A 17,156-nucleotide genomic window follows, 5' to 3' on the forward strand; every position below is an offset into this window, starting at 1 on the left:
ATTAGTGATTAGTGATTAGTCATCAGTCAACAGTCAACAGTCAACAGTTATTAGTCATTTAAAAACCCGACACTAACAACTTATTTAAAGTTATCAATGTCGGGCACAAATTCAACAAACTACCCGCAAAAGTTTAGGACTTTTTGCCGAAAACTTGTTCTTTCAATGCTTGAATTTCTTGACCTAATTGTTGCCGGTTGGACGATCGCAGCAAATAGCGGTAGACAAACCACCCGGTGTATCCGATACCAATTAGCTCGAATGTCGGTGCTAGCAAGGGGATGTCGTTGAGTTCATCTATTACGCCCAAAAGCACTTTCAAAGAGACAATCGAGGCTATAATTACACCGATAACAGTCAGGGGACTTTTGTACTGCTCGTAAAAGCTGCCGATGTAAGCGGGAAACTCGGACAAAATTGAGATAATTTGTTCTTTGATCTGCTGGCCCTGACTTGGCGGTTCTTCGGTAATTATGACTTTTGTTGTACCGCTGGAACTGTCTGCTTCATTTCCGGCAGGAATTTCGGTGATGATAACGGTTGTTTCTGGTTCGTTTGATGAAGTCATTTCTCCACTCGCAATAGTTTTTTGCTGGTTGGCTGCAGGTATTTCAACTGCTGCTGCGGCTGTTTCAACTGCCGAAATATCGACTGCTGAAACCTCGGTGCCGGCTGTTTCCACAGGCGATATTTCGACTGCTAAAACCTCCGTTCCGGGTATTTCGGTAGCCGATATTTCGACTGTTTCCACAGGCGATATTTCGACTGTTTCCACAGGCGATATTTCGACTGCTGTCACCTCGGCCGCTGCTGTTTCAACAATCGGTGTTTCGACTGCTGGCTGTTCTGTAGCAGGGGTTTCGGCGACTGTTTCTGCGTTTGGTTGTTCTGGGGTTGGAGTTTCGGCCGCCACACCAACACCAGGCAAATTCAAGTTGCTAATGGCATCAAGCAAACGGGTTTTAGCCGTTCCTCGCTGGTGAAGGATTACCCAAGATTCTATCAGGTCGGGGCCGTGCATTGCACCTGTCAGAGCTGCTCTGAGCGATCGCATAATTAGCCCTTTGTTAAGAGTTTTCTCTTTACTGAGCTTTTTAGTGATTTTCTGAGCTTCCGCTGATGTCAGGGATGAATGACTTTCCATCGCTTCTACAACTGCTTGTAAAGCCTGTGCAGCCCCTGGTTGCTGCAATTGTGCGAGTGCTTCTTCTTCGTATTCCACCGTGGTGGAGAAGAAAACCTTGCACATATCCACAGCATCGGTTAAGCGAACGAGACTCGGGCCGATTAAAGCAGCTATTTGTTCGAGCCAAGGGCGATCGGCCTCTGAGTCAAACTCATAACCGCCTTTCTGCCACCAATAAGGTATCAGCAAATCTGTCAATTGCGGCACTGGCATTTTGTGCAGGTATTGACTGTTTAGCCAATTGAGTTTATCCCAATCAAATTTTGCACCGGCTTTGTTGACTCGATAGAATGTAAATAATTCTGCTGCTTCCGACAGTGTAAATATTTCCTGCGTTGAATCCGGCGGAGTCCAACCGAGCAAAGTCATGTAATTAACTAAAGCTTCGGGCAGGTAGCCCATATCTTTGAAGTCAGAAATCGAGGTTACGCCGTCGCGTTTAGAAAGCTTTTGTCCTTGGGAGTTTAAAATCAGCGGCGTGTGGCCAAATTCTGGGATTGTCGCGCCCAAAGCTTCGTACAGCAATATTTGTTTCGGAGTATTGCCGATGTGATCTTCGCCGCGGATGACGTGGGTGATGCCCATGTCGATGTCATCGACAACTACGGCGAGGTTGTAGAGGGGTTGGCCGATGACGCCGCCGCTGGATGCACGGGCAATCACCATATCGCCGCCGAGGTCGCTACCTTTCCAGGTTACGGTGTCGCGCACCATGTCGTTCCAAGAAATTGTGCGATCGTCGTCGATGATAAACCGAATCACAGCTTGTCGCCCTTCGCCTTCAAAAGCTGCGCGCTCTTTGCTTGTCAAGTTGCGGTGCCGATTGTCGTAGCGGGGGGCTTGTTTGTTGGCTTTTTGTGCTTCCCGCATTTCGTCGAGTTCTTCCGACGTGGTGTAGCAGCGGTAGGCGAGTCCATTGTCTAGAAGGGTTTGGACTGCTTGGCGGTATATTTCCAGACGCTGGGACTGAAAACTCGGGCCTTCGTCCCAGTTCATACCCAGCCAGGTGAGTCCTTCGAGGATGTTATCGGTGTATTCGCTTTTAGAACGTTCTACGTCTGTGTCTTCTACCCGCAGGATGAATTGGCCGCCTTGGTTGCGGGCAAACAGCCAGTTGAATACGGCGGTTCTGGCGGTACCGATGTGTAGGTTTCCGGTGGGACTGGGGGCTAGACGGACTCTGACATTCATGTAGATTTTTGCTTTTAGATTGGGCGATTTGCTGGTTGGGCGATTTGCTGATGTTTAAGACTTCAAATTTTATTATATTTTGTTGCCGACTTAATAGTTGTGCTTGGCAGGTACTTTGCCTCGATTTGTTTGATATTCGACTATCGAGCGATCGGGCTACAGTCTCCGGCCACGCAGCAGAGGGCATCTTGATGATAATAGCTTGCGGGTGGCCAAGACTGGATTGACCTTTGGGACTATTTTTCACACCACAAATAACTGCTTTAGGAGTACCGAAGGCGCACCTGATAACTATGGATGCTTGTAAAATGTTTGTGTGCGATCGACGACATTAAAATAGATTTCCCTATGTCTGCTGCTAAAACCGAGTTTTCCGAATCTGTTGCGCCCTCACCCAAGTCTGTTGCGCCTGCTTGGCAGATTGAGCTGCTGTACGATGGTGAGTGTCCTCTGTGCGTGCGGGAGGTTAATTTCTTGAAAAAACGCGACGCAGGGCGAGGTTTAGTGTCGTTTGTGGATATCGCGGATGATGGCTACAACCCGAAGGCCCACGGCGGAATCGACTACGAAACGGCGATGGGGCGGATTCACGCGGTGTTACCCGACGGTACGGCAATTAAAAATGTGGAGGTTTTTCGCCGCACTTACGAGATTTTAGGTATGGGCTGGGTTTATGCTGTGACTAAGTTACCAGCGATCGGGGCGATCGCCAATTGGCTGTACGGAATTTGGGCCCACTGGCGGCTGATGTTGACGGGAAGGCCGGATTTAGCAACAATTATGAGCGATCGAACTCAGCGGATCGAGTGCGAAAGTCAGGGCCGCTGCCAACCCAACTCAAAATGAGTCATATTTAATAAGTTCGATCGACCTATCAGAAGATGTCAGCAGAAACAGACTGCAACTAAGCTTAAAGATCGACTACTATTAAAGGTCAAAAAAAATGCAAGATGCAGGCTATACAGTCTTCATGGGCTTCGGTGGTCTCTGGATACTTATGGGAATTGCCGCTGTGATTTTCCTCTTCAAATCCGACGGTCAAAAACTTAGGTTTGGCAAATGGGGACTACTTGTGGCGATTCCGATTCTCGTGCCCATCGTCCTGGTTTTGACATATCAGATAGCCCGACCGTTTATTTCCTCGCACCTTTGATCGCTGCTGGGAGTCGATCGTCCGTGGGAGAAAGGAATTAGTTAAATTAAGTTTAGTATTATTGCTCGCTTTCGGGCGATCGCAACTGCTCGTTCGCCCATTGACGCAAAGACCGAATTATGGCATTGTCATCTTGAGTTTCTGCCATCTGCAAGAATTGATTGAGCATTGCTACAGAAAGGATGGGAAATGTCGGACTGTGATCGCAGGTAATATATTCCCGATTTTGCAATTGATAAATTTGTACAGTTTGTCCCCGATACCGCCAAACTTCAGGGATTTCTAGCTGTGTGTAAACGACAAATCTATTAGAAGAAGGACTGGTAATATCAACTTCAATTACCAAGTCAGGGGGAGGAGCAGTTGAGATGTCAAGCCTTCTCCCTAGAATGCGATCGACATTTTGGATATAAAAACAGGAATCTGGTTCTGCACCTTGTTCTAAATCTTCACGGTTGAGAGTCGTCGAACCAAATCCCTTAATCTTCAAGTCCAACTCCTCAGTCAAAGCTGTAACAATCCGTTTGAGCAAACAGTTAATAGTTTCATGCAAGTCGGATGGCATGAGAATTTCTAAGACTCCTTGAGAGTATGAAAATCGCGAGGCTCTCTTGTCTCCTGCTTCTGCTAATAAGCTTTCGTAAGTCTGCCAACTGATATTAGATAATACTACCCGTTGTGTAGTTTTTTCCGGTGAGAAGTTAATGAGCGTAACAGTCATATTTCGCTCCTCCTTACTCAATTAATAAAATACCAAAAGCTTAAACTTTGTATTTTAAACTTTCGATTTACGAGAGAACGGGACAGACGGGGCTCGAACCCGCAACTTCCGCCGTGACAGGGCGGTGCTCTAACCAATTGAACTACTGTCCCTCGTTTTGCCGTTTTTTCAGGCACAATTTCTATTATGCCTATCACTTCACCTTTTGTCAAGAGGTTTTTTGAACTTTTATTTGGAAGCCCAAAATCTGAGTCTCTTGCAGCGGACTGAAGTTGTTGTCGCTCACCAAAATCAGACCTCTGCTAGCATCCGCCAGGGCGGGGCCAAATGTCAACCCCTCAATGTTGTCTAGGGGAATTTTCAGCGTTTCCAAATCCAGCAGCAGGCGTTTTTGAGCGGGAGAAACCTCGCCCAGACGGCTTTGGAGGCTTTCGAGTGCTTCAATACGATCGCCCTTTTCCAGAGAAATCTCAAAAATTCTGATAGTTGTGCCGGTTTCCAGGGAGAAAGCACGCTCTAAACTCAGCAAGCGGTTATCGTCGATCGCCAACAAATCTACTAAACCGTTAGTAGTTAATTTTCCCACAGGATTCGCGCCAGCGGGTAGCGGTTCGGTGATGTAGAGAAACGATGCTTCTGGATTGCCGCTCACCGCATCGTAGCGCAAAATCCGGCACGGAGTCCCGGTTTCCAGGGAAGCTGCGGCGCCATCTTGTACCAAGGCGTTTTCGGTAGCGGTGAATAGGTGTTTGCGATCGGGCGTTAAAGTTAAACTTTCAAATGATAGATTGTTGCGGATGCCTTTACTGCCTTTGTCGTCGGGCAAAAATAGTTCTGGAATTGCCAGCGTTTTCAGGAGTTTACCATCTAGAGAGAACTCTTTGATAAAAGGATTTATTTGGCGATCGACATCTCCCTCAGAAGAAACAAACACGCTATTGCCAGTAAAAGCTATCCCTTCGGGATCTAAACTTAATTCAGGAAAACCTTTGCCGTTTTCATCTAATAAAGTAGTGACACCAGTAAAAGTTATTTGCTCTTTTTCCAGTTTACCAGATTGCAAGTTAATTTTGAGAGTATAGAAGCGCGCCGGAGCCTTGCTGCTGCGGTCATCAGAAATGGCATAATAAACTTGTTTATCGCCATCATAAGTAATGCCCGAAAGTCCGCCAATTTCCGTCCCCTGAAACTGAGAACCTGTAGGAAATATTGCTCTGCCGATAAAATTTATTTTCGTAACAGCGAAAGATTGAGCTGATTGATTTACCCAAATAGCAACACTTGCTGCCATCAAAAAACAGACAATAAATATAGTTGCTTTTATTAGATTTCGCATTTGATGAATAAGTAGGCTATTAAACTATTTCACTTTGAGCCTGCATATTGGGGCGGGCAAGATGCCCACCCCACAATAATTTCACAGGAGGCCGAATACAAGAAGTGTAATATTTTTCAAAAGACCAAGCAAATATTTTTTAGCTTAACTACCTTCTTCTTCTCTTTCTTCCTTCGCGCCCTTTGCGCCTTCGCGGTTCGTTAAATCATAAATTCACTGTTTCTGATTCAGCAAAAAATTGGTCAACCAATCTTTAACGACATAAGTAGCACGACAGTCGTCCTCATTGTAGCGGACGATCGCCTCCAAGAGCGAGCGATCGCCGGTTTTGAGCCAATCGTCATACCAGCAGACGCACTGAGCACCATTCGCCTTAGCATCTCGCCAGTCAAAACCCAGCCAACGGGCAATTGGTTTGAGTGCGTAACTTTCCACCGGCATAATCGCTTTTTGCGTCACTTGTTTGTGAATATCTACAAACCGTTTCAGCACGGGTTTCCACAAATAAGCTGGAGTATTGTAAAGTTTAGCCAGTCGCTTAAAAGTCTTGACTTCGTAGTCGCAAAAATGGAAAATCGGAGCAATAGGATAAGCCCACATTAATTCTAAAAATTGCTCCCAGATTGCACCTTCCTCTGCTGCTGATTCAGCTAAAAAACCGTGGAATTTTTCCGTATTGTTGTACCTGTCAACAACTAAGACTCCGTGGAGGTAATCCAAGTTTAACTCTGGTTCGGCTTCAATATCAAAGTAGAGTTCGATTGGGGCGATCGGCAAAAACACAGATTGGGAATACGGAATTGGTTTTTTGCGGAGAATTGGCGCAGGTATAGAAGATGTCGCAGGTTTATTTTCTCTAATTTTTAATTCCTCAACTGCGGTGTAATTCAAGATATTGTCTACAATATCTGGTACTATTTCAGATGAGTTAAGTTCTTCTGAATTCTCACTTCTACCTTCTTCTCGATCATTAATCCGTGTATCCGTGTCAAAATCCGTGTCGTGCCTTCCTTCTTCCTTCTTCCCTCTTCCGACTTCCATCGGACTGACATCCGTTACATCCGTTACAGAATCCGTTGCCGAACTTCCTTCTTCTCGCAACAGCGGTTGATTTAGCAAGTGCGATCGAGCTTGCTGCACGACATCAAAAGCCACTCTGTCCGGGAATTCGGGATACTCAGCCAGCAGTTTGGAACTAGCATTAGCGAGAGCTTGTACATCAGTAATTCCGAGAGTTTTTAGTCTAGCATAGCGGCTGGCAGTAACTCCCGGCAATAACGAAAGATGTTTAATAGATTCGGCTTCGGCGTGACAGATAGTATACCAACCGCAAAGATTGCACTTTTGCCGGGAAATGAACACCTCTGGTTTATCCCGATTTTCTATCATCCGAATGCAATCATCTAAAATCTCGAACATCTGAGGAGTTCGCTGGTCGAGATTCACGGAGTATAGCCCTTTTTTTCGCAGCATCAGCCACGCAGTCTCTGGCATTGTTTCCTGTACGGAAGCTAAAACTTGGGCGTGAAAAGCTGCGATAATTTGATACTCTTGTTTTGGTCGCTTGCTAAGCCAAATATCCGCAGTAATATAACTCCAATCGCCAAATTTTGATTGTCCCGGCTGTTTGATTAATAAATGGGGGCGGCTGATCAGGGTAATGTTTGAAGAGTGAAGGTTGGAGGATGAAATATCAACGGGAGTTTCGGGGATTTCGCCAAATTCGGGGAAATATTGACTGTCAATTCCTACTAGAGAAGTTGTTGCGGCGTTGGTTTTGCCGAATTCGCCCTGGATCAGAACTCCTCGGTAAATGCGATCGACCCCTTGCTGCATTAAACTCAATGTAGCGGCCGCGCCGGCTTCCCAATCCCCTCTCGGATAATATGGTTGTTGGTAAGTCTCCTGTTCCAAAGCTTGCTGCTGGTATGCGGCGCTGTCGCGCATCAGTTTCAGCAAAAAGTCGCTGGGGGGATCTAGTTGTTTCCAGTCTCCGCAGGTGTCTAAAAATGCTCGGAGATGGCATCGCTGATAGGAAAGTAGCAGTTTGTCAGTTATTAACATTTAGTATTCGCAAGGCATAGAATAATTAGAAGGAAAGCACGACACGGATTTTGACACGGATACACAGATTGATTATTTAGCTTGAGGCAAAAGTCACAGGATATAAAGTTCACACCATCAGTTATTCAATATTAACGCTATCAATAATTCGCCAGAAAAAATGACAAAGGACAATCACCGGCAACAATTCCCAGCTTTGGCCAATAAAGCTTATTTTAACTACGGCGGACAAGGGCCGCTGCCTGAGCCTGCTTTAGACGCGATTTATGAGGCTTACAAACGGGTGCAGCTTGGGGGGCCGTTTTCGGGGGAGGTGGGGGCTTGGGTGGTTCAGGAGGCGATGCTGACGCGACGGGCGATCGCATCTGAGTTGACCGTACCTCCTGAAACGATCGCCCTAACTGAAGATGTCACCGTCGGCTGCAATATTGCGCTGTGGGGCATTGACTGGAAAGCGGGCGACCATTTGCTGCTTTCTGATTGCGAACACCCCGGCATTGTAGCTAGTGTAATGGAACTTCAGCGCCGTTTCAACATTGAGGTTTCGATTTGTCCGTTGGCGGCTACTTTGAATGAGGGCGATGCGGTGGCGGTGATTGCTGATAGTTTGCGGCCAAATACTCGCTTGTTGGTTATCAGTCACATTTTGTGGAATACTGGCCAAGTTTTGCCTCTGGCTGAGATTGTGAAAGTATGTCATCAAACAAAAGTCAAAGTATTAGTTGATGCTGCTCAATCTGTGGGGGTTTTGCCTTTAAATTTGATTGAATCGGGGGTTGACTTTTATGCTTTTACTGGTCACAAATGGTGGTGTGGCCCGGAAGGTTTGGGGGGGCTTTATGTGAGTGCTGAAGCTTTGGCAGATTTGCATCCGGTGTTTATAGGTTGGCGGGGAATTGTGACGGATGCTAATGCTAAGGTCCTTGGGTGGAAGCCTGGATCGCAGCGCTATGAAATTGCGACTTCGGCTTATCCTTTGTATGCGGGTTTGCGGAGTGCGATCGCCCTGCAACATGAATGGGGTACGATCGAGGAAAGGTATGCAGAAATTTGCCGTTTGAGTAAGTATCTCTGGCAGCGTTTGTCGGTACTTCCTGATGTGGAATGTTTGCGGAAATTGGCGCCGGAAGCTGGTTTGGTTTCGTTTCGATTAACTAACGGGATGCCGCACAAGCAGCTAGTTGATTTGTTAGAGAAGCAGGGGAGTATGGTAAGGACTATTCTTAATCCTGATTGTGTGCGGGCTTGTGTTCACTATTTTACAACGGAGGCGGAGATTGATAAGTTAGTTGAGGGTATTTTGCGTCAAGTTAGTTAAAAATTCCTGATAAGAGTCGGCTGTTAAAACCGCCACCACACAAATCAAGATACTTGTGTTACAATAATCATCTTGATAAAAAAGGATATTTGCTAATCAAAGACGTGAAGATTATTTGGGATAAATCGCGGAGGAAAATCAACCATGAATTTAGAGCAAGCAGTTTTAGATAAGTTGCGGGAATTGCCACCAGAGAGGCAGCAAGAAGTTTTAGATTTTGCTGAGTTTCTTCAACAAAAAACTATGGCTAAACGACCCCTAAAGAGTGCCAAAGGGTTGTGTGCTGACTTAAAAGTAGATATTACGGAAGAAGACATCGCCCAAGCCCGACAAGAAATGTGGGGAAATTTTCCCAGGGAGATTGTTTGATGCCTTCAGTCGTAGCAGATACCCATACCCTAATTTGGTACATTTTTGAACTACCAAGATTGTCGCCAGCAGCATTAATAGCATTAGAACAAGCGGTTAACGAGGGAAATTTTATCTACTTTTCCGCAATTTCAATTGTAGAAATTGCTTACTTGATTGAGCGAGGGCGTTTGGCAGGCGAAGTGCTGACACGAGTTTTAAATGCTGCGGACGATCCAAATGTGGGGATTTTGCTAGCACCTTTGGATCGCAATATCTCGGCAACTATTCAACAAATTGACAGGGCAACAGTTCCTGATATGCCAGACAGGATTATTGCGGCTACTGCTTTATCTTTGAGTCTTCCGTTAGTTACTCGCGACGCAAAAATTCAAGCGTTAACCACTATTCAAACAATTTGGTGAGTATGAATCGAATAGTAGCGAAATATTTCTTGTGCCTTTTGAGAGAGAGCAGTAAATCAACCATTGCGATCGGGAAATTTTCATTTGAGTAAAACTTTAGCATCGGCAGTTATTCATTTTCAGCAAGCCACAGCTCGATTTCTTCTCGGTTATGTTCGTAATAGTCCGCAACCGCTTGCAAATCTTGAAGGGTGAGTCCTGGATAATTATAGAGAAGTTCGGCTTCAGTTGCGCCCTGTTGTTGGTAGGCGATAATCGTCCAGACGGGAATGCGGGTATCGCGAATTCGCGCTGCACCGCCACAAATTCCTGGAGTTTTGTGAATGGGATGTTGAAGGGTTTGAACGAATTGCAGCGTTTGTGCTAGCAAGTCATCCGGCAGTGTTTCAATGGTCTGGAGAAGTTGTTCTTTGATGGTCATAATCGATATCCAGATGCAATAGCGGTTTATATATTGGCAGCTTCGATAATTCGCTCAGCAGCAATAGATGCGTCTATTTCCTGAGAGTGGGCCGCATAAAAAGCGAAAACATCGTTCACTTGAGCTTCACTTAAATCATACTCAGCGGAAATTTGGTTTGGCGAAAAACCCCATTTCTGGGCTGCGATGACTACTGTTTGCACTCGCAACCGAGTGCCGCGCAAAACGGGTACGAGTTCGCCGCTAGCGCCCCGCACATAGGTAATTTCAGGAAAAGCGCGATCGTCTGATTTATCCAGCCCCGTGAACTTCATGCTTTTACAATAACAACGGCTCTATTTTAGCTTGTACCTCTTCAATTACATCTTGAGATACCGACTCAACCAATCGAATACCGCGAGCTTTCCAGTCTAAACACTTAATTTGATCGGCAAGAATTACTCCCTGAACTTTTAATCCAGTGGGTAGGATAACTTCAAAAGGATACCCTTTTTGTTGTTTTGTAATCGGCATAAATAGAGCTAAGGAGCTTTTCTCGTTGTAGGAGCGAGGCGACAGCACAAAAGCAGGTCTAAGTCCTTTTTGCTCGTGTCCCTTAGTTGGGTCAAAGTCTAAATAAACGATATCGCCTCGACTCGGAATGTAGGGATTTGATTGTGTCACCAAACTTCGTTCCCCACAGCAATTCCAGTATCAATCTCAGTATGAACATTCTCTGGCGTCATTGCCTCGATCAACTCCTCAAGCGAATACCGCCGACGAACGATAGGCTCGATTGTCAGCTTGCCATCTATCAAGACAAGCTTCACTTCGGAACCCTCAGTCAAGTTAATCTCTTTAGCTAAATTTTGTGGAATCCGAATAGCAAGACTGTTTCCCCATTTTGCGATCGTCGCAACCATAGCCTGAACCTCTAGTTAGTGATATCACTCTGAGGAATTTACCCTTTCTCAGAGAAAGTATATACAGAGTATCTACAGTGTAGCGACTAAGCGGATGTTTGACAAGCACAGAAAATTTGACAAAAAAGCCGATCGCCCTTTCCCTAAAAACAACAAAGGACGATCGCCCTTTTCGCCCAAATTTCGACCTACGCACCCCAACAAAAGAAACCGGGTTTTTCACTAAATCTGCCATTTCCATGCAGTATCTTCGCAAAAAACCCGGTTTCTGAGCTCTCAGGCCTAAGTCCTATTAATGACTGTGCCCGTGCCCGCCATGAGAATGCCCGCGATCACCATGAGAATGCCCACCGTGAGAATGTCCACCGTGATTGTGTCCGCGATCGCCATGAGAATGCCCGTGTTCCCCGTGAGAATGGCTGTGCTCGCGGTGCGCGGAAGCCAAACTCGGATTAACAGCAACCGCAGTTTCACTCAACAACGCTTCAATCTGCGGATTTGCCCACTCGGCCGCCATTTTCAGAAACTCTGGATGGTCGTTAACGCAAGGCAATTTGCGGTAAGTAACTCCTTGACGCTGTTTCTGCAAAGACTCAATAATGTGGTCTACATCTAACAATGTTTCGTGATTTTCTGTCGCAAATCCGATCGGCATAAAGACGATCGCAGTTGCACCCAAATCGATCAAATTCTTCGCAGCCAACGTCGCATCCGGCTGCGTCCACTCAATCAGCGGCGTGTCGTGATTCAGCCAACCCACCGAAATCAAAGGATAGCGATACATCAAACGTTCCCGCACGCGATCGTACAAAGCTTGACTTTCCACAATTCCCGAAGTAAAGCCCTTCGCCTTGTGCGGACAACCGTGATTCATCAGCACAATCCCAATCTGAGAAGGCAAATGCGCTACAGCTAAATCGTTCTTAATTTCCTCTTCTACCAAATCCGCCATTAGCTGGATGTAAGCAGGTTCATCGTAAAAAGAAGGAATGTAGCGCTGTCCTTTTACCCAATGTTCCTTACCATCAAAGGTTTGTGCTAAAGCTTTATTCACCTGTTCGACTGCAATGCCGCTGGTGAAAACAGAATCAACTACCAACAGCGGGTAAATCAGAATTTTGTCAAATCCTTCTGCTTGAATTTGCGGAATTACTTGTTCCGGCAAAAACGGCGCGCAAAAGTTAAAAGCTTTGAACACTTTTACTTTATCGCCCCATTTCTCCTGTAAATTCTTTTCAATCCCGGCGCGCTGCTGTTCAAAAATTGCATTGTGCGGCGAAACGAATTTACCGTGTTGGTGACTCCACTCGTGCAAGTCAAAGATTGCTAAAATCTTCGCCAGCGGCGGATAAATCCACAGCGGTACTGGCGCAAACTTTGCCGTAAGCAAATTTAAAGCTTGTTCGTTGTAGTTGGCAAAATCGTCGTAGCTTTCGACTTCGCCATAACCCATCAGCAATACAGCAACGCGATCGTTACTTGCGGGTGCTGCAGATGTTTTGTACTCGATTTTTTCTGGAGAAGCAACCACTTTGTATTCCTCAATTTTATTTATTCTAAGAGATCCAAACAGGATGAAGGGTGAATCGGAGATTTTTCATTGTGTGCGATCGCACGACGGTTGCGTGCTGGGCTGATTCCCGGTTTCTGCGCCCCTACTTCCCGGTCAAACCTCTTATTTATCCTAGAAACCGGATTGATGGGCATCAGTCCTAAGTCGGTTTTTTGACCCTGACCCGAAATTCGTAGGGTGGCTAGAACTAGAATCAGCCTTTGCTAAGCTTGACAGGAGATGGGGCGGGGGGGGATAAGTTTCATGTTTTCTTAAGACTCCCTGACCTTGCCTCAGATTAATGGGGTTTGGAGCGTTCCCAGCTTTTAACTTGGGGGGATACTCTTCAAACTTGACTCTATTATAAGTTTAACACCCTATCCCCTGGGGTAGTATATGATATAGTAGGTATATGATAAAGTTATGTTGCGAACTATATTAACTTTCTTGACGAACTATGAGACTGGTAATTTGCCCCGGAGTTCACGAACCAAAGCTAACCGACTGTTTCCTGACGGGACTTTCGGGGCTTTGGGGACTGGCAGCCGATCGCCCAAACCAGCAAATAGTCGATCGTGTCAAGATTTTTCCCGCTCATAAATATCCGCCTTTCTCAGCTCTTGACATATTGCAATTTTTGTGCAGCGAAAAGTTAGCAGGAGAAAGTCTAGTATTTGTCAGCTTTTCGGCAGGAGTAGCCGGGGCGATCGGGGCGGCTCTTCTGTGGCAGCAACTCGGTGGCAAAGTCGGGGCTTTTTTTGCCTTAGACGGTTGGGGAGTACCTCTGGTGGGAAATTTTCCCATCCACCGCATCAGCCACGATCGCTTTACGCACTGGAGTTCGGCAATTCTCGGTGGCGGTGGAGAAAGCTTTTATGCAGATCCCGCGATCGAACATTTGGATTTATGGCGAGCTCCCCAAACGGCAAAAGGCTGGCACCTCAGCCAAACCGCCGCCGGCATTGAGACTCTCGCACCCACAACCGCAGCAAAATTTTTAGTCCACCTATTGAAACAATACGGAGTCCAATCAGTTGTTTAATCTAAATTTAGTATCCTCAGCGATCGCACCTATTGCCACCATCGCCCGCCTCGACAATTCTGTCTCTTCAGCCACAACAAACACCATCAAACAGTGGTTGATATTTAGCGCCTCAGCATTTTTAGTCTCAATTCCCGTCTTCGTGCAAGCACCGTTAGTGCGTTTATATCCAACCATCAGTTTGCTGTCAACTATCCCCTGGTTCGTTCTGAGTTTAATTCTAATTTTCCGCCCCAAAACCCAACTTTGGGGAGATTTATTATTAGGATTTGCCGGCTGTTGGCTCGCAGGTTCTATCTATTGGGGCTGGTTTAGATGGGAACCAATTTTACATCTACCTATAGAAGCAATTGGCTTGCCTTTTGCTATTTGGTGCTTGGGCAAATCTTGGGGAAAAGTTGGCAGCTATTTTTACTTGGGTTCCCTATTTGGCACTGCTATTACCGATTTATATTTTTATTTAACTGGGTTGATGCCCTACTGGCGCCAAGTGATGCACGCGGAACCGGAATTAGCTATGCCGATTTTTCAAAGTGCGATCGGTCAAATTGAAACTCCTTGGGGCATAGGCTGTGCTTTAGTTCTAATCGCTGTGTTGCTAACAGTCGGTTTGCTGAGTTTGCGCGATCGAGAACTGCACTGGCGCGCTTTCAGCGGCGCGGTGTTAAGCACGCTTTTGGTAGATGGTTTATTTTGGTTGGCTGCTTCTGCTGCTTAAGATTTATGATTAGTTTTTATGTTGGTATTTTTTGACTGCAGATGTGGGCAAATTGACGCAGATTAACGCAGAATTTTTTGAGGGATGTAGTCTTGAGATTCCTGACTTTTTAAAGAAGTCGGGAATTTTGGTATTTACGGAACAATTATGAGTTAAAATCTAAAATCTAAAATCTCAGAATCCAAAATCAATATCATGTCTTTCATTTCAATTCGCGGTGTAGAACATTATTACGAGTGGATAACGGCAGATAACACGGCCCAACCCAGCGGGAAACCAGTGATGGTATTTCTGCACGGCTGGGCGGGTTCAGCGCGCTACTGGGAAAGCACGGCACGGGCTATTGCTGATGATTTTGATTGTTTGCTCTACGATATGAGAGGTTTTGGTCGATCGCCCTTGCCGAAAGAGCCTCCTGAGTCCAGCTACGAACTCGAAACCTATGCCCACGACTTAGCGGAATTATTAGAATCTCTGAATTTAAGCCGCGTCTTTCTCAATGCTCACTCCACAGGTGCATCAATTGCTACTTTATTTCTCAACCTTTACCCTGAAAAAGTAGAAAAAGCAATTCTCACTTGCAGCGGGATTTTTGAATACGACGAAAAAGCCTTTACAACTTTTCACAAATTCGGTGGCTATGTGGTAAAATTTAGACCATCTTGGCTGGCATCGATCCCTTTTGCCGATCGGCTATTTATGGCCCGGTTTTTGCGCCGTTCCCTGCCCACAGAGGTCAGTCTGGCGTTTCTCAAGGATTTTTTAATGGCAGACGAGCAAGCTGCTATTGGTACAATGGTGACGGCAGTCAGTAAAAGAGCAGCCGAGGAAATGCCCCAAGAATTTGCGCGGCTGAGTGTTCCCACACTGCTTGTGGCAGGAGAATTTGACCAAATTATTCCCGCCGCCATGGGAGAGCAAGCAGCCTCCCTCAGCAAAAAAGTAGAATTTGTTATAATTCCGAATACGGCTCACTTTCCGATGCTGGAGGATGCCGCAACATACTTGCAGCGAATTCGAGACTTTTTGCCAGCAGCGGCTTAGCTGAGTTATTGTTCATCTAATGTACGATCGGACACGCAAGCTTTGAGAACGGCTTTTGCTCCGATCTTAATTTTTAATTTCTAATTTCTTAAAGCGAAAGGTGGTACAATGAACGACCTCGACCAATACTATAAAGTGCTGGGACTGTTGCCGGGAGCTTCCAGAGAAGAAATTAGCCAAGCCTACAAGGATTTAGCGTTCATTTGGCACCCCGATCGCATCCCCAAAGACAATCCCAGACTACTACAGAAAGCTGAAGAGAAGATTAAGGAAATTAATCAAGCTCGCGAACAATTGCGATCGATTCAACCAAGAGGTCAGAATCAAAACGTTCAGCACAAACATACTCAGCACAAACACACCCAGCAACAAAACACCCAGCACAAACATACCCAGCAACAAACTACCCAGCAACAAAACGCTCAGTACAGAAATACTCAGCAACAAACTACCCAGCAACAAAACGCTCAGTACAGAAACACTCAGCAACAAACTACCCAGCAACAAAACGCTCAGTACAGAAATACTCAGCAACAAACTACCCAGCAACAAAACGCTCAGTACAGAAACACTCAGCAACAAACTACCCAGCAACAAAATACTCAGTACAGAAATACTCAGCAACAAACTACCCAGCAACAAAATACTCAGTACAGAAACACTCAGCAACAAAACACTCAGTACCAAAACGCTCAGCAACCCAATACTCAGTACCAAAACACTCAGTACAGAAATACTCAGTATCCAAACACCCAGCAGCAAAACACTCAGCCACCACCAGCCACCCCAAAAGAACCCCGCTACTCTTCTGAACCCTCTTCAGGGAAATATCCTGGAAATTATGCGGGAAACTATGGGGGAAACCCTGCAGGGCCCTATTCAGAGGCCTCCCGCTACCAATCGCAGCCCCCGCCATCTCAGTCTTACCGCCAAGCGGGGCCCCAAGCTCCCGATTTGAGCGGTTCCAACTTCAAAGGAGCTTCCTTAAAAGAAAAGGATTTTTCAGGGAGAAACTTGAGCAATGCAAACCTGAGTGAAGCCGACTTAAGTGATGCTTTTCTACACAACGTCAATCTCACAGGCGCGAATTTGCACCAAGCTAACTTGTTCAGGGCTAATTTGTTAGGAGCTTGTTTGATCAATGCCAACTTGAGAGAAACCAACTTAATCGGAGCCGATTTGAGCGGTGCTGACTTGAGCGGTGCTGACTTGACAGGAGCGAAAATTGGTTACGGCGATCGAGTTATGGTCAAACTTACCCGGACTACATTAACAGGTACAATCTTACCCGACGGTACTGTTCATAGCTAAATATATTTAGTTTTTAGTCAGTGGTGGTAGACGCGGGTTTTACCCGCAATATTTGCTGCAACTCCAAATACAAAAAAATCCGCCCTTTGCGAATTTGGGATAAAAACTTATATACTGTCCGCTAGAACAACCGCAAGAAAATTGGTTCGTAGTGAGGCGGTTCGTCGTCAGAATTCTATGAGGACTTGCATTCCTCGCTGCGTACCCATAATGCTTAAATTACTTGACATGATATTACGCGATCGCGATCGCACAAACCGAGTTTTTTTACCCGGTTCAACAACTGCAACGAGGTTTGTTCGTTCATCAAACCCCCTTTCTGTCTCCAACACGGCTAATCGAGATTCATATTACAGCAACCGCCAACATGGTTCCTGTTCTGTTTTTTCCTTCTTCCTTCTTCCTTCTTCCTTCTTCCTTCTTC

General features: G+C 45.8%; 19 protein-coding genes, 1 tRNA gene and 1 pseudogene. 9 read left to right on the plus strand and 12 right to left on the minus strand.

The window, feature by feature from the left end; genetic code table 11:
- Window positions 1-133: 133 nt before the first annotated feature.
- Both QUA88_RS02170 and gltX read right to left on the minus strand, forming a co-directional pair.
- Window positions 134-568, minus strand: coding sequence for a CAAD domain-containing protein (locus QUA88_RS02170; protein ID WP_333055098.1), 435 nt, complete (start codon window positions 566-568; stop codon window positions 134-136).
- 366 nt (window positions 569-934) lie between these two features.
- Window positions 935-2,377 (minus strand): annotated as a pseudogene (gene gltX, locus QUA88_RS02175) (glutamate--tRNA ligase); the annotation flags it as partial.
- Between the two features lie 297 nt (window positions 2,378-2,674).
- On the opposite strand from gltX, the gene QUA88_RS02180 reads away from it, so the two are divergent.
- Together QUA88_RS02180 and QUA88_RS02185 are read left to right on the plus strand one after the other, a co-directional pair.
- Complete coding sequence (locus QUA88_RS02180; protein WP_333055059.1) at window positions 2,675-3,223, plus strand: DUF393 domain-containing protein; 549 nt, start codon at window positions 2,675-2,677, stop codon at window positions 3,221-3,223.
- Window positions 3,224-3,320: 97 nt separating this feature from the next.
- The gene (locus QUA88_RS02185; protein WP_006632034.1) at window positions 3,321-3,530 is read left to right on the plus strand and encodes a hypothetical protein; all 210 of its coding nucleotides are present in this window, start codon (window positions 3,321-3,323) and stop codon (window positions 3,528-3,530) included.
- A 58-nt stretch (window positions 3,531-3,588) separates the two neighbouring features.
- Here the strand turns inward: QUA88_RS02185 and QUA88_RS02190 are convergent, their stop codons facing one another.
- From QUA88_RS02190 to QUA88_RS02205, 4 genes are all read right to left on the minus strand, one after another.
- Window positions 3,589-4,251 (minus strand): Uma2 family endonuclease, encoded by a 663-nt coding sequence (locus QUA88_RS02190; protein WP_333269983.1) that lies wholly within the window; start codon window positions 4,249-4,251, stop codon window positions 3,589-3,591.
- Between the two features lie 78 nt (window positions 4,252-4,329).
- Window positions 4,330-4,403, minus strand: a tRNA-Asp gene (locus tag QUA88_RS02195).
- Between the two features lie 56 nt (window positions 4,404-4,459).
- Window positions 4,460-5,587: an esterase-like activity of phytase family protein gene (locus QUA88_RS02200; protein ID WP_333269986.1), complete on the minus strand. Its 1,128-nt coding sequence runs from the start codon at window positions 5,585-5,587 to the stop codon at window positions 4,460-4,462.
- A gap of 213 nt (window positions 5,588-5,800) precedes the next feature.
- The gene (locus tag QUA88_RS02205; protein WP_333269989.1) at window positions 5,801-7,651 is read right to left on the minus strand and encodes a TM0106 family RecB-like putative nuclease; all 1,851 of its coding nucleotides are present in this window, start codon (window positions 7,649-7,651) and stop codon (window positions 5,801-5,803) included.
- 160 nt (window positions 7,652-7,811) lie between these two features.
- On the opposite strand from QUA88_RS02205, the gene QUA88_RS02210 reads away from it, so the two are divergent.
- The 3 genes from QUA88_RS02210 (at window position 7,812) to QUA88_RS02220 (ending at window position 9,742) form a co-directional block, all read left to right on the plus strand.
- Entirely contained in the window at window positions 7,812-8,969 is a 1,158-nt protein-coding gene (locus QUA88_RS02210) for an aminotransferase class V-fold PLP-dependent enzyme (protein ID WP_333269992.1), read from the plus strand.
- Between the two features lie 144 nt (window positions 8,970-9,113).
- A complete protein-coding gene (locus QUA88_RS02215; RefSeq protein WP_333055053.1) occupies window positions 9,114-9,338 on the plus strand; it encodes a DUF2281 domain-containing protein in 225 nt (74 codons plus the stop codon).
- Entirely contained in the window at window positions 9,338-9,742 is a 405-nt protein-coding gene (locus tag QUA88_RS02220; RefSeq protein WP_333055052.1) for a type II toxin-antitoxin system VapC family toxin, read from the plus strand. The genes QUA88_RS02215 and QUA88_RS02220 overlap by 1 nt, the downstream gene beginning before the upstream one ends.
- Before the next feature lie 109 nt (window positions 9,743-9,851).
- On the opposite strand, the gene QUA88_RS02225 is transcribed toward QUA88_RS02220, so the two are convergent.
- The 6 genes from QUA88_RS02225 to QUA88_RS02250 all read right to left on the minus strand — a co-directional run bounded on the left by QUA88_RS02225 (window position 9,852) and on the right by QUA88_RS02250 (window position 12,772).
- Window positions 9,852-10,163 (minus strand): DUF433 domain-containing protein, encoded by a 312-nt coding sequence (locus QUA88_RS02225; RefSeq protein WP_333055051.1) that lies wholly within the window; start codon window positions 10,161-10,163, stop codon window positions 9,852-9,854.
- Between the two features lie 26 nt (window positions 10,164-10,189).
- Window positions 10,190-10,477: a DUF433 domain-containing protein gene (locus QUA88_RS02230; RefSeq protein ID WP_333055050.1), complete on the minus strand. Its 288-nt coding sequence runs from the start codon at window positions 10,475-10,477 to the stop codon at window positions 10,190-10,192.
- Window positions 10,478-10,481: 4 nt separating this feature from the next.
- Entirely contained in the window at window positions 10,482-10,826 is a 345-nt protein-coding gene (gene mazF / locus QUA88_RS02235; protein ID WP_333055049.1) for an endoribonuclease MazF, read from the minus strand.
- Entirely contained in the window at window positions 10,823-11,065 is a 243-nt protein-coding gene (locus QUA88_RS02240) for an AbrB/MazE/SpoVT family DNA-binding domain-containing protein (protein WP_333055047.1), read from the minus strand. Before QUA88_RS02240 ends, mazF begins: the two co-directional genes overlap by 4 nt.
- Before the next feature lie 292 nt (window positions 11,066-11,357).
- Window positions 11,358-12,596: a ferrochelatase gene (locus tag QUA88_RS02245; RefSeq protein WP_333055046.1), complete on the minus strand. Its 1,239-nt coding sequence runs from the start codon at window positions 12,594-12,596 to the stop codon at window positions 11,358-11,360.
- A 20-nt stretch (window positions 12,597-12,616) separates the two neighbouring features.
- The gene (locus QUA88_RS02250) at window positions 12,617-12,772 is read right to left on the minus strand and encodes a hypothetical protein (protein ID WP_333231873.1); all 156 of its coding nucleotides are present in this window, start codon (window positions 12,770-12,772) and stop codon (window positions 12,617-12,619) included.
- Between the two features lie 302 nt (window positions 12,773-13,074).
- On the opposite strand from QUA88_RS02250, the gene QUA88_RS02255 reads away from it, so the two are divergent.
- The 4 genes from QUA88_RS02255 (at window position 13,075) to QUA88_RS02270 (ending at window position 16,732) form a co-directional block, all read left to right on the plus strand.
- Window positions 13,075-13,659 (plus strand): hypothetical protein, encoded by a 585-nt coding sequence (locus QUA88_RS02255; protein WP_333231875.1) that lies wholly within the window; start codon window positions 13,075-13,077, stop codon window positions 13,657-13,659.
- The gene (locus QUA88_RS02260; protein WP_333055043.1) at window positions 13,652-14,377 is read left to right on the plus strand and encodes a DUF3120 domain-containing protein; all 726 of its coding nucleotides are present in this window, start codon (window positions 13,652-13,654) and stop codon (window positions 14,375-14,377) included. Before QUA88_RS02255 ends, QUA88_RS02260 begins: the two co-directional genes overlap by 8 nt.
- A 195-nt stretch (window positions 14,378-14,572) precedes the next feature.
- A complete protein-coding gene (locus tag QUA88_RS02265) occupies window positions 14,573-15,421 on the plus strand; it encodes an alpha/beta hydrolase (RefSeq protein WP_333055042.1) in 849 nt (282 codons plus the stop codon).
- A gap of 108 nt (window positions 15,422-15,529) precedes the next feature.
- The gene (locus QUA88_RS02270; RefSeq protein WP_333055041.1) at window positions 15,530-16,732 is read left to right on the plus strand and encodes a pentapeptide repeat-containing protein; all 1,203 of its coding nucleotides are present in this window, start codon (window positions 15,530-15,532) and stop codon (window positions 16,730-16,732) included.
- Window positions 16,733-17,156: the final 424 nt, after the last annotated feature.

The sequence above is a fragment of the Microcoleus sp. D3_18_C2 genome, assembly GCF_036702395.1.
In the GTDB taxonomy this organism is placed as follows: domain Bacteria; phylum Cyanobacteriota; class Cyanobacteriia; order Cyanobacteriales; family Microcoleaceae; genus Microcoleus.

What these genes read in the sequence shown, in the direction of transcription:
- QUA88_RS02170 (WP_333055098.1), bottom strand. Translation starts at nt 568, where the DNA reads ATGACTTCATCAAACGAACCAGAAACAACCGTTATCATCACCGAAATT.
- QUA88_RS02180 (WP_333055059.1), top strand. Translation starts at nt 2,675, where the DNA reads ATGCTTGTAAAATGTTTGTGTGCGATCGACGACATTAAAATAGATTTC.
- QUA88_RS02185 (WP_006632034.1), top strand. Translation starts at nt 3,321, where the DNA reads ATGCAAGATGCAGGCTATACAGTCTTCATGGGCTTCGGTGGTCTCTGG.
- QUA88_RS02190 (WP_333269983.1), bottom strand. Translation starts at nt 4,251, where the DNA reads ATGACTGTTACGCTCATTAACTTCTCACCGGAAAAAACTACACAACGG.
- QUA88_RS02200 (WP_333269986.1), bottom strand. Translation starts at nt 5,587, where the DNA reads ATGCGAAATCTAATAAAAGCAACTATATTTATTGTCTGTTTTTTGATG.
- QUA88_RS02205 (WP_333269989.1), bottom strand. Translation starts at nt 7,651, where the DNA reads ATGTTAATAACTGACAAACTGCTACTTTCCTATCAGCGATGCCATCTC.
- QUA88_RS02210 (WP_333269992.1), top strand. Translation starts at nt 7,812, where the DNA reads ATGACAAAGGACAATCACCGGCAACAATTCCCAGCTTTGGCCAATAAA.
- QUA88_RS02215 (WP_333055053.1), top strand. Translation starts at nt 9,114, where the DNA reads ATGAATTTAGAGCAAGCAGTTTTAGATAAGTTGCGGGAATTGCCACCA.
- QUA88_RS02220 (WP_333055052.1), top strand. Translation starts at nt 9,338, where the DNA reads ATGCCTTCAGTCGTAGCAGATACCCATACCCTAATTTGGTACATTTTT.
- QUA88_RS02225 (WP_333055051.1), bottom strand. Translation starts at nt 10,163, where the DNA reads ATGACCATCAAAGAACAACTTCTCCAGACCATTGAAACACTGCCGGAT.
- QUA88_RS02230 (WP_333055050.1), bottom strand. Translation starts at nt 10,477, where the DNA reads ATGAAGTTCACGGGGCTGGATAAATCAGACGATCGCGCTTTTCCTGAA.
- QUA88_RS02240 (WP_333055047.1), bottom strand. Translation starts at nt 11,065, where the DNA reads ATGGTTGCGACGATCGCAAAATGGGGAAACAGTCTTGCTATTCGGATT.
- QUA88_RS02250 (WP_333231873.1), bottom strand. Translation starts at nt 12,772, where the DNA reads ATGCCCATCAATCCGGTTTCTAGGATAAATAAGAGGTTTGACCGGGAA.
- QUA88_RS02255 (WP_333231875.1), top strand. Translation starts at nt 13,075, where the DNA reads ATGAGACTGGTAATTTGCCCCGGAGTTCACGAACCAAAGCTAACCGAC.
- QUA88_RS02265 (WP_333055042.1), top strand. Translation starts at nt 14,573, where the DNA reads ATGTCTTTCATTTCAATTCGCGGTGTAGAACATTATTACGAGTGGATA.
- QUA88_RS02270 (WP_333055041.1), top strand. Translation starts at nt 15,530, where the DNA reads ATGAACGACCTCGACCAATACTATAAAGTGCTGGGACTGTTGCCGGGA.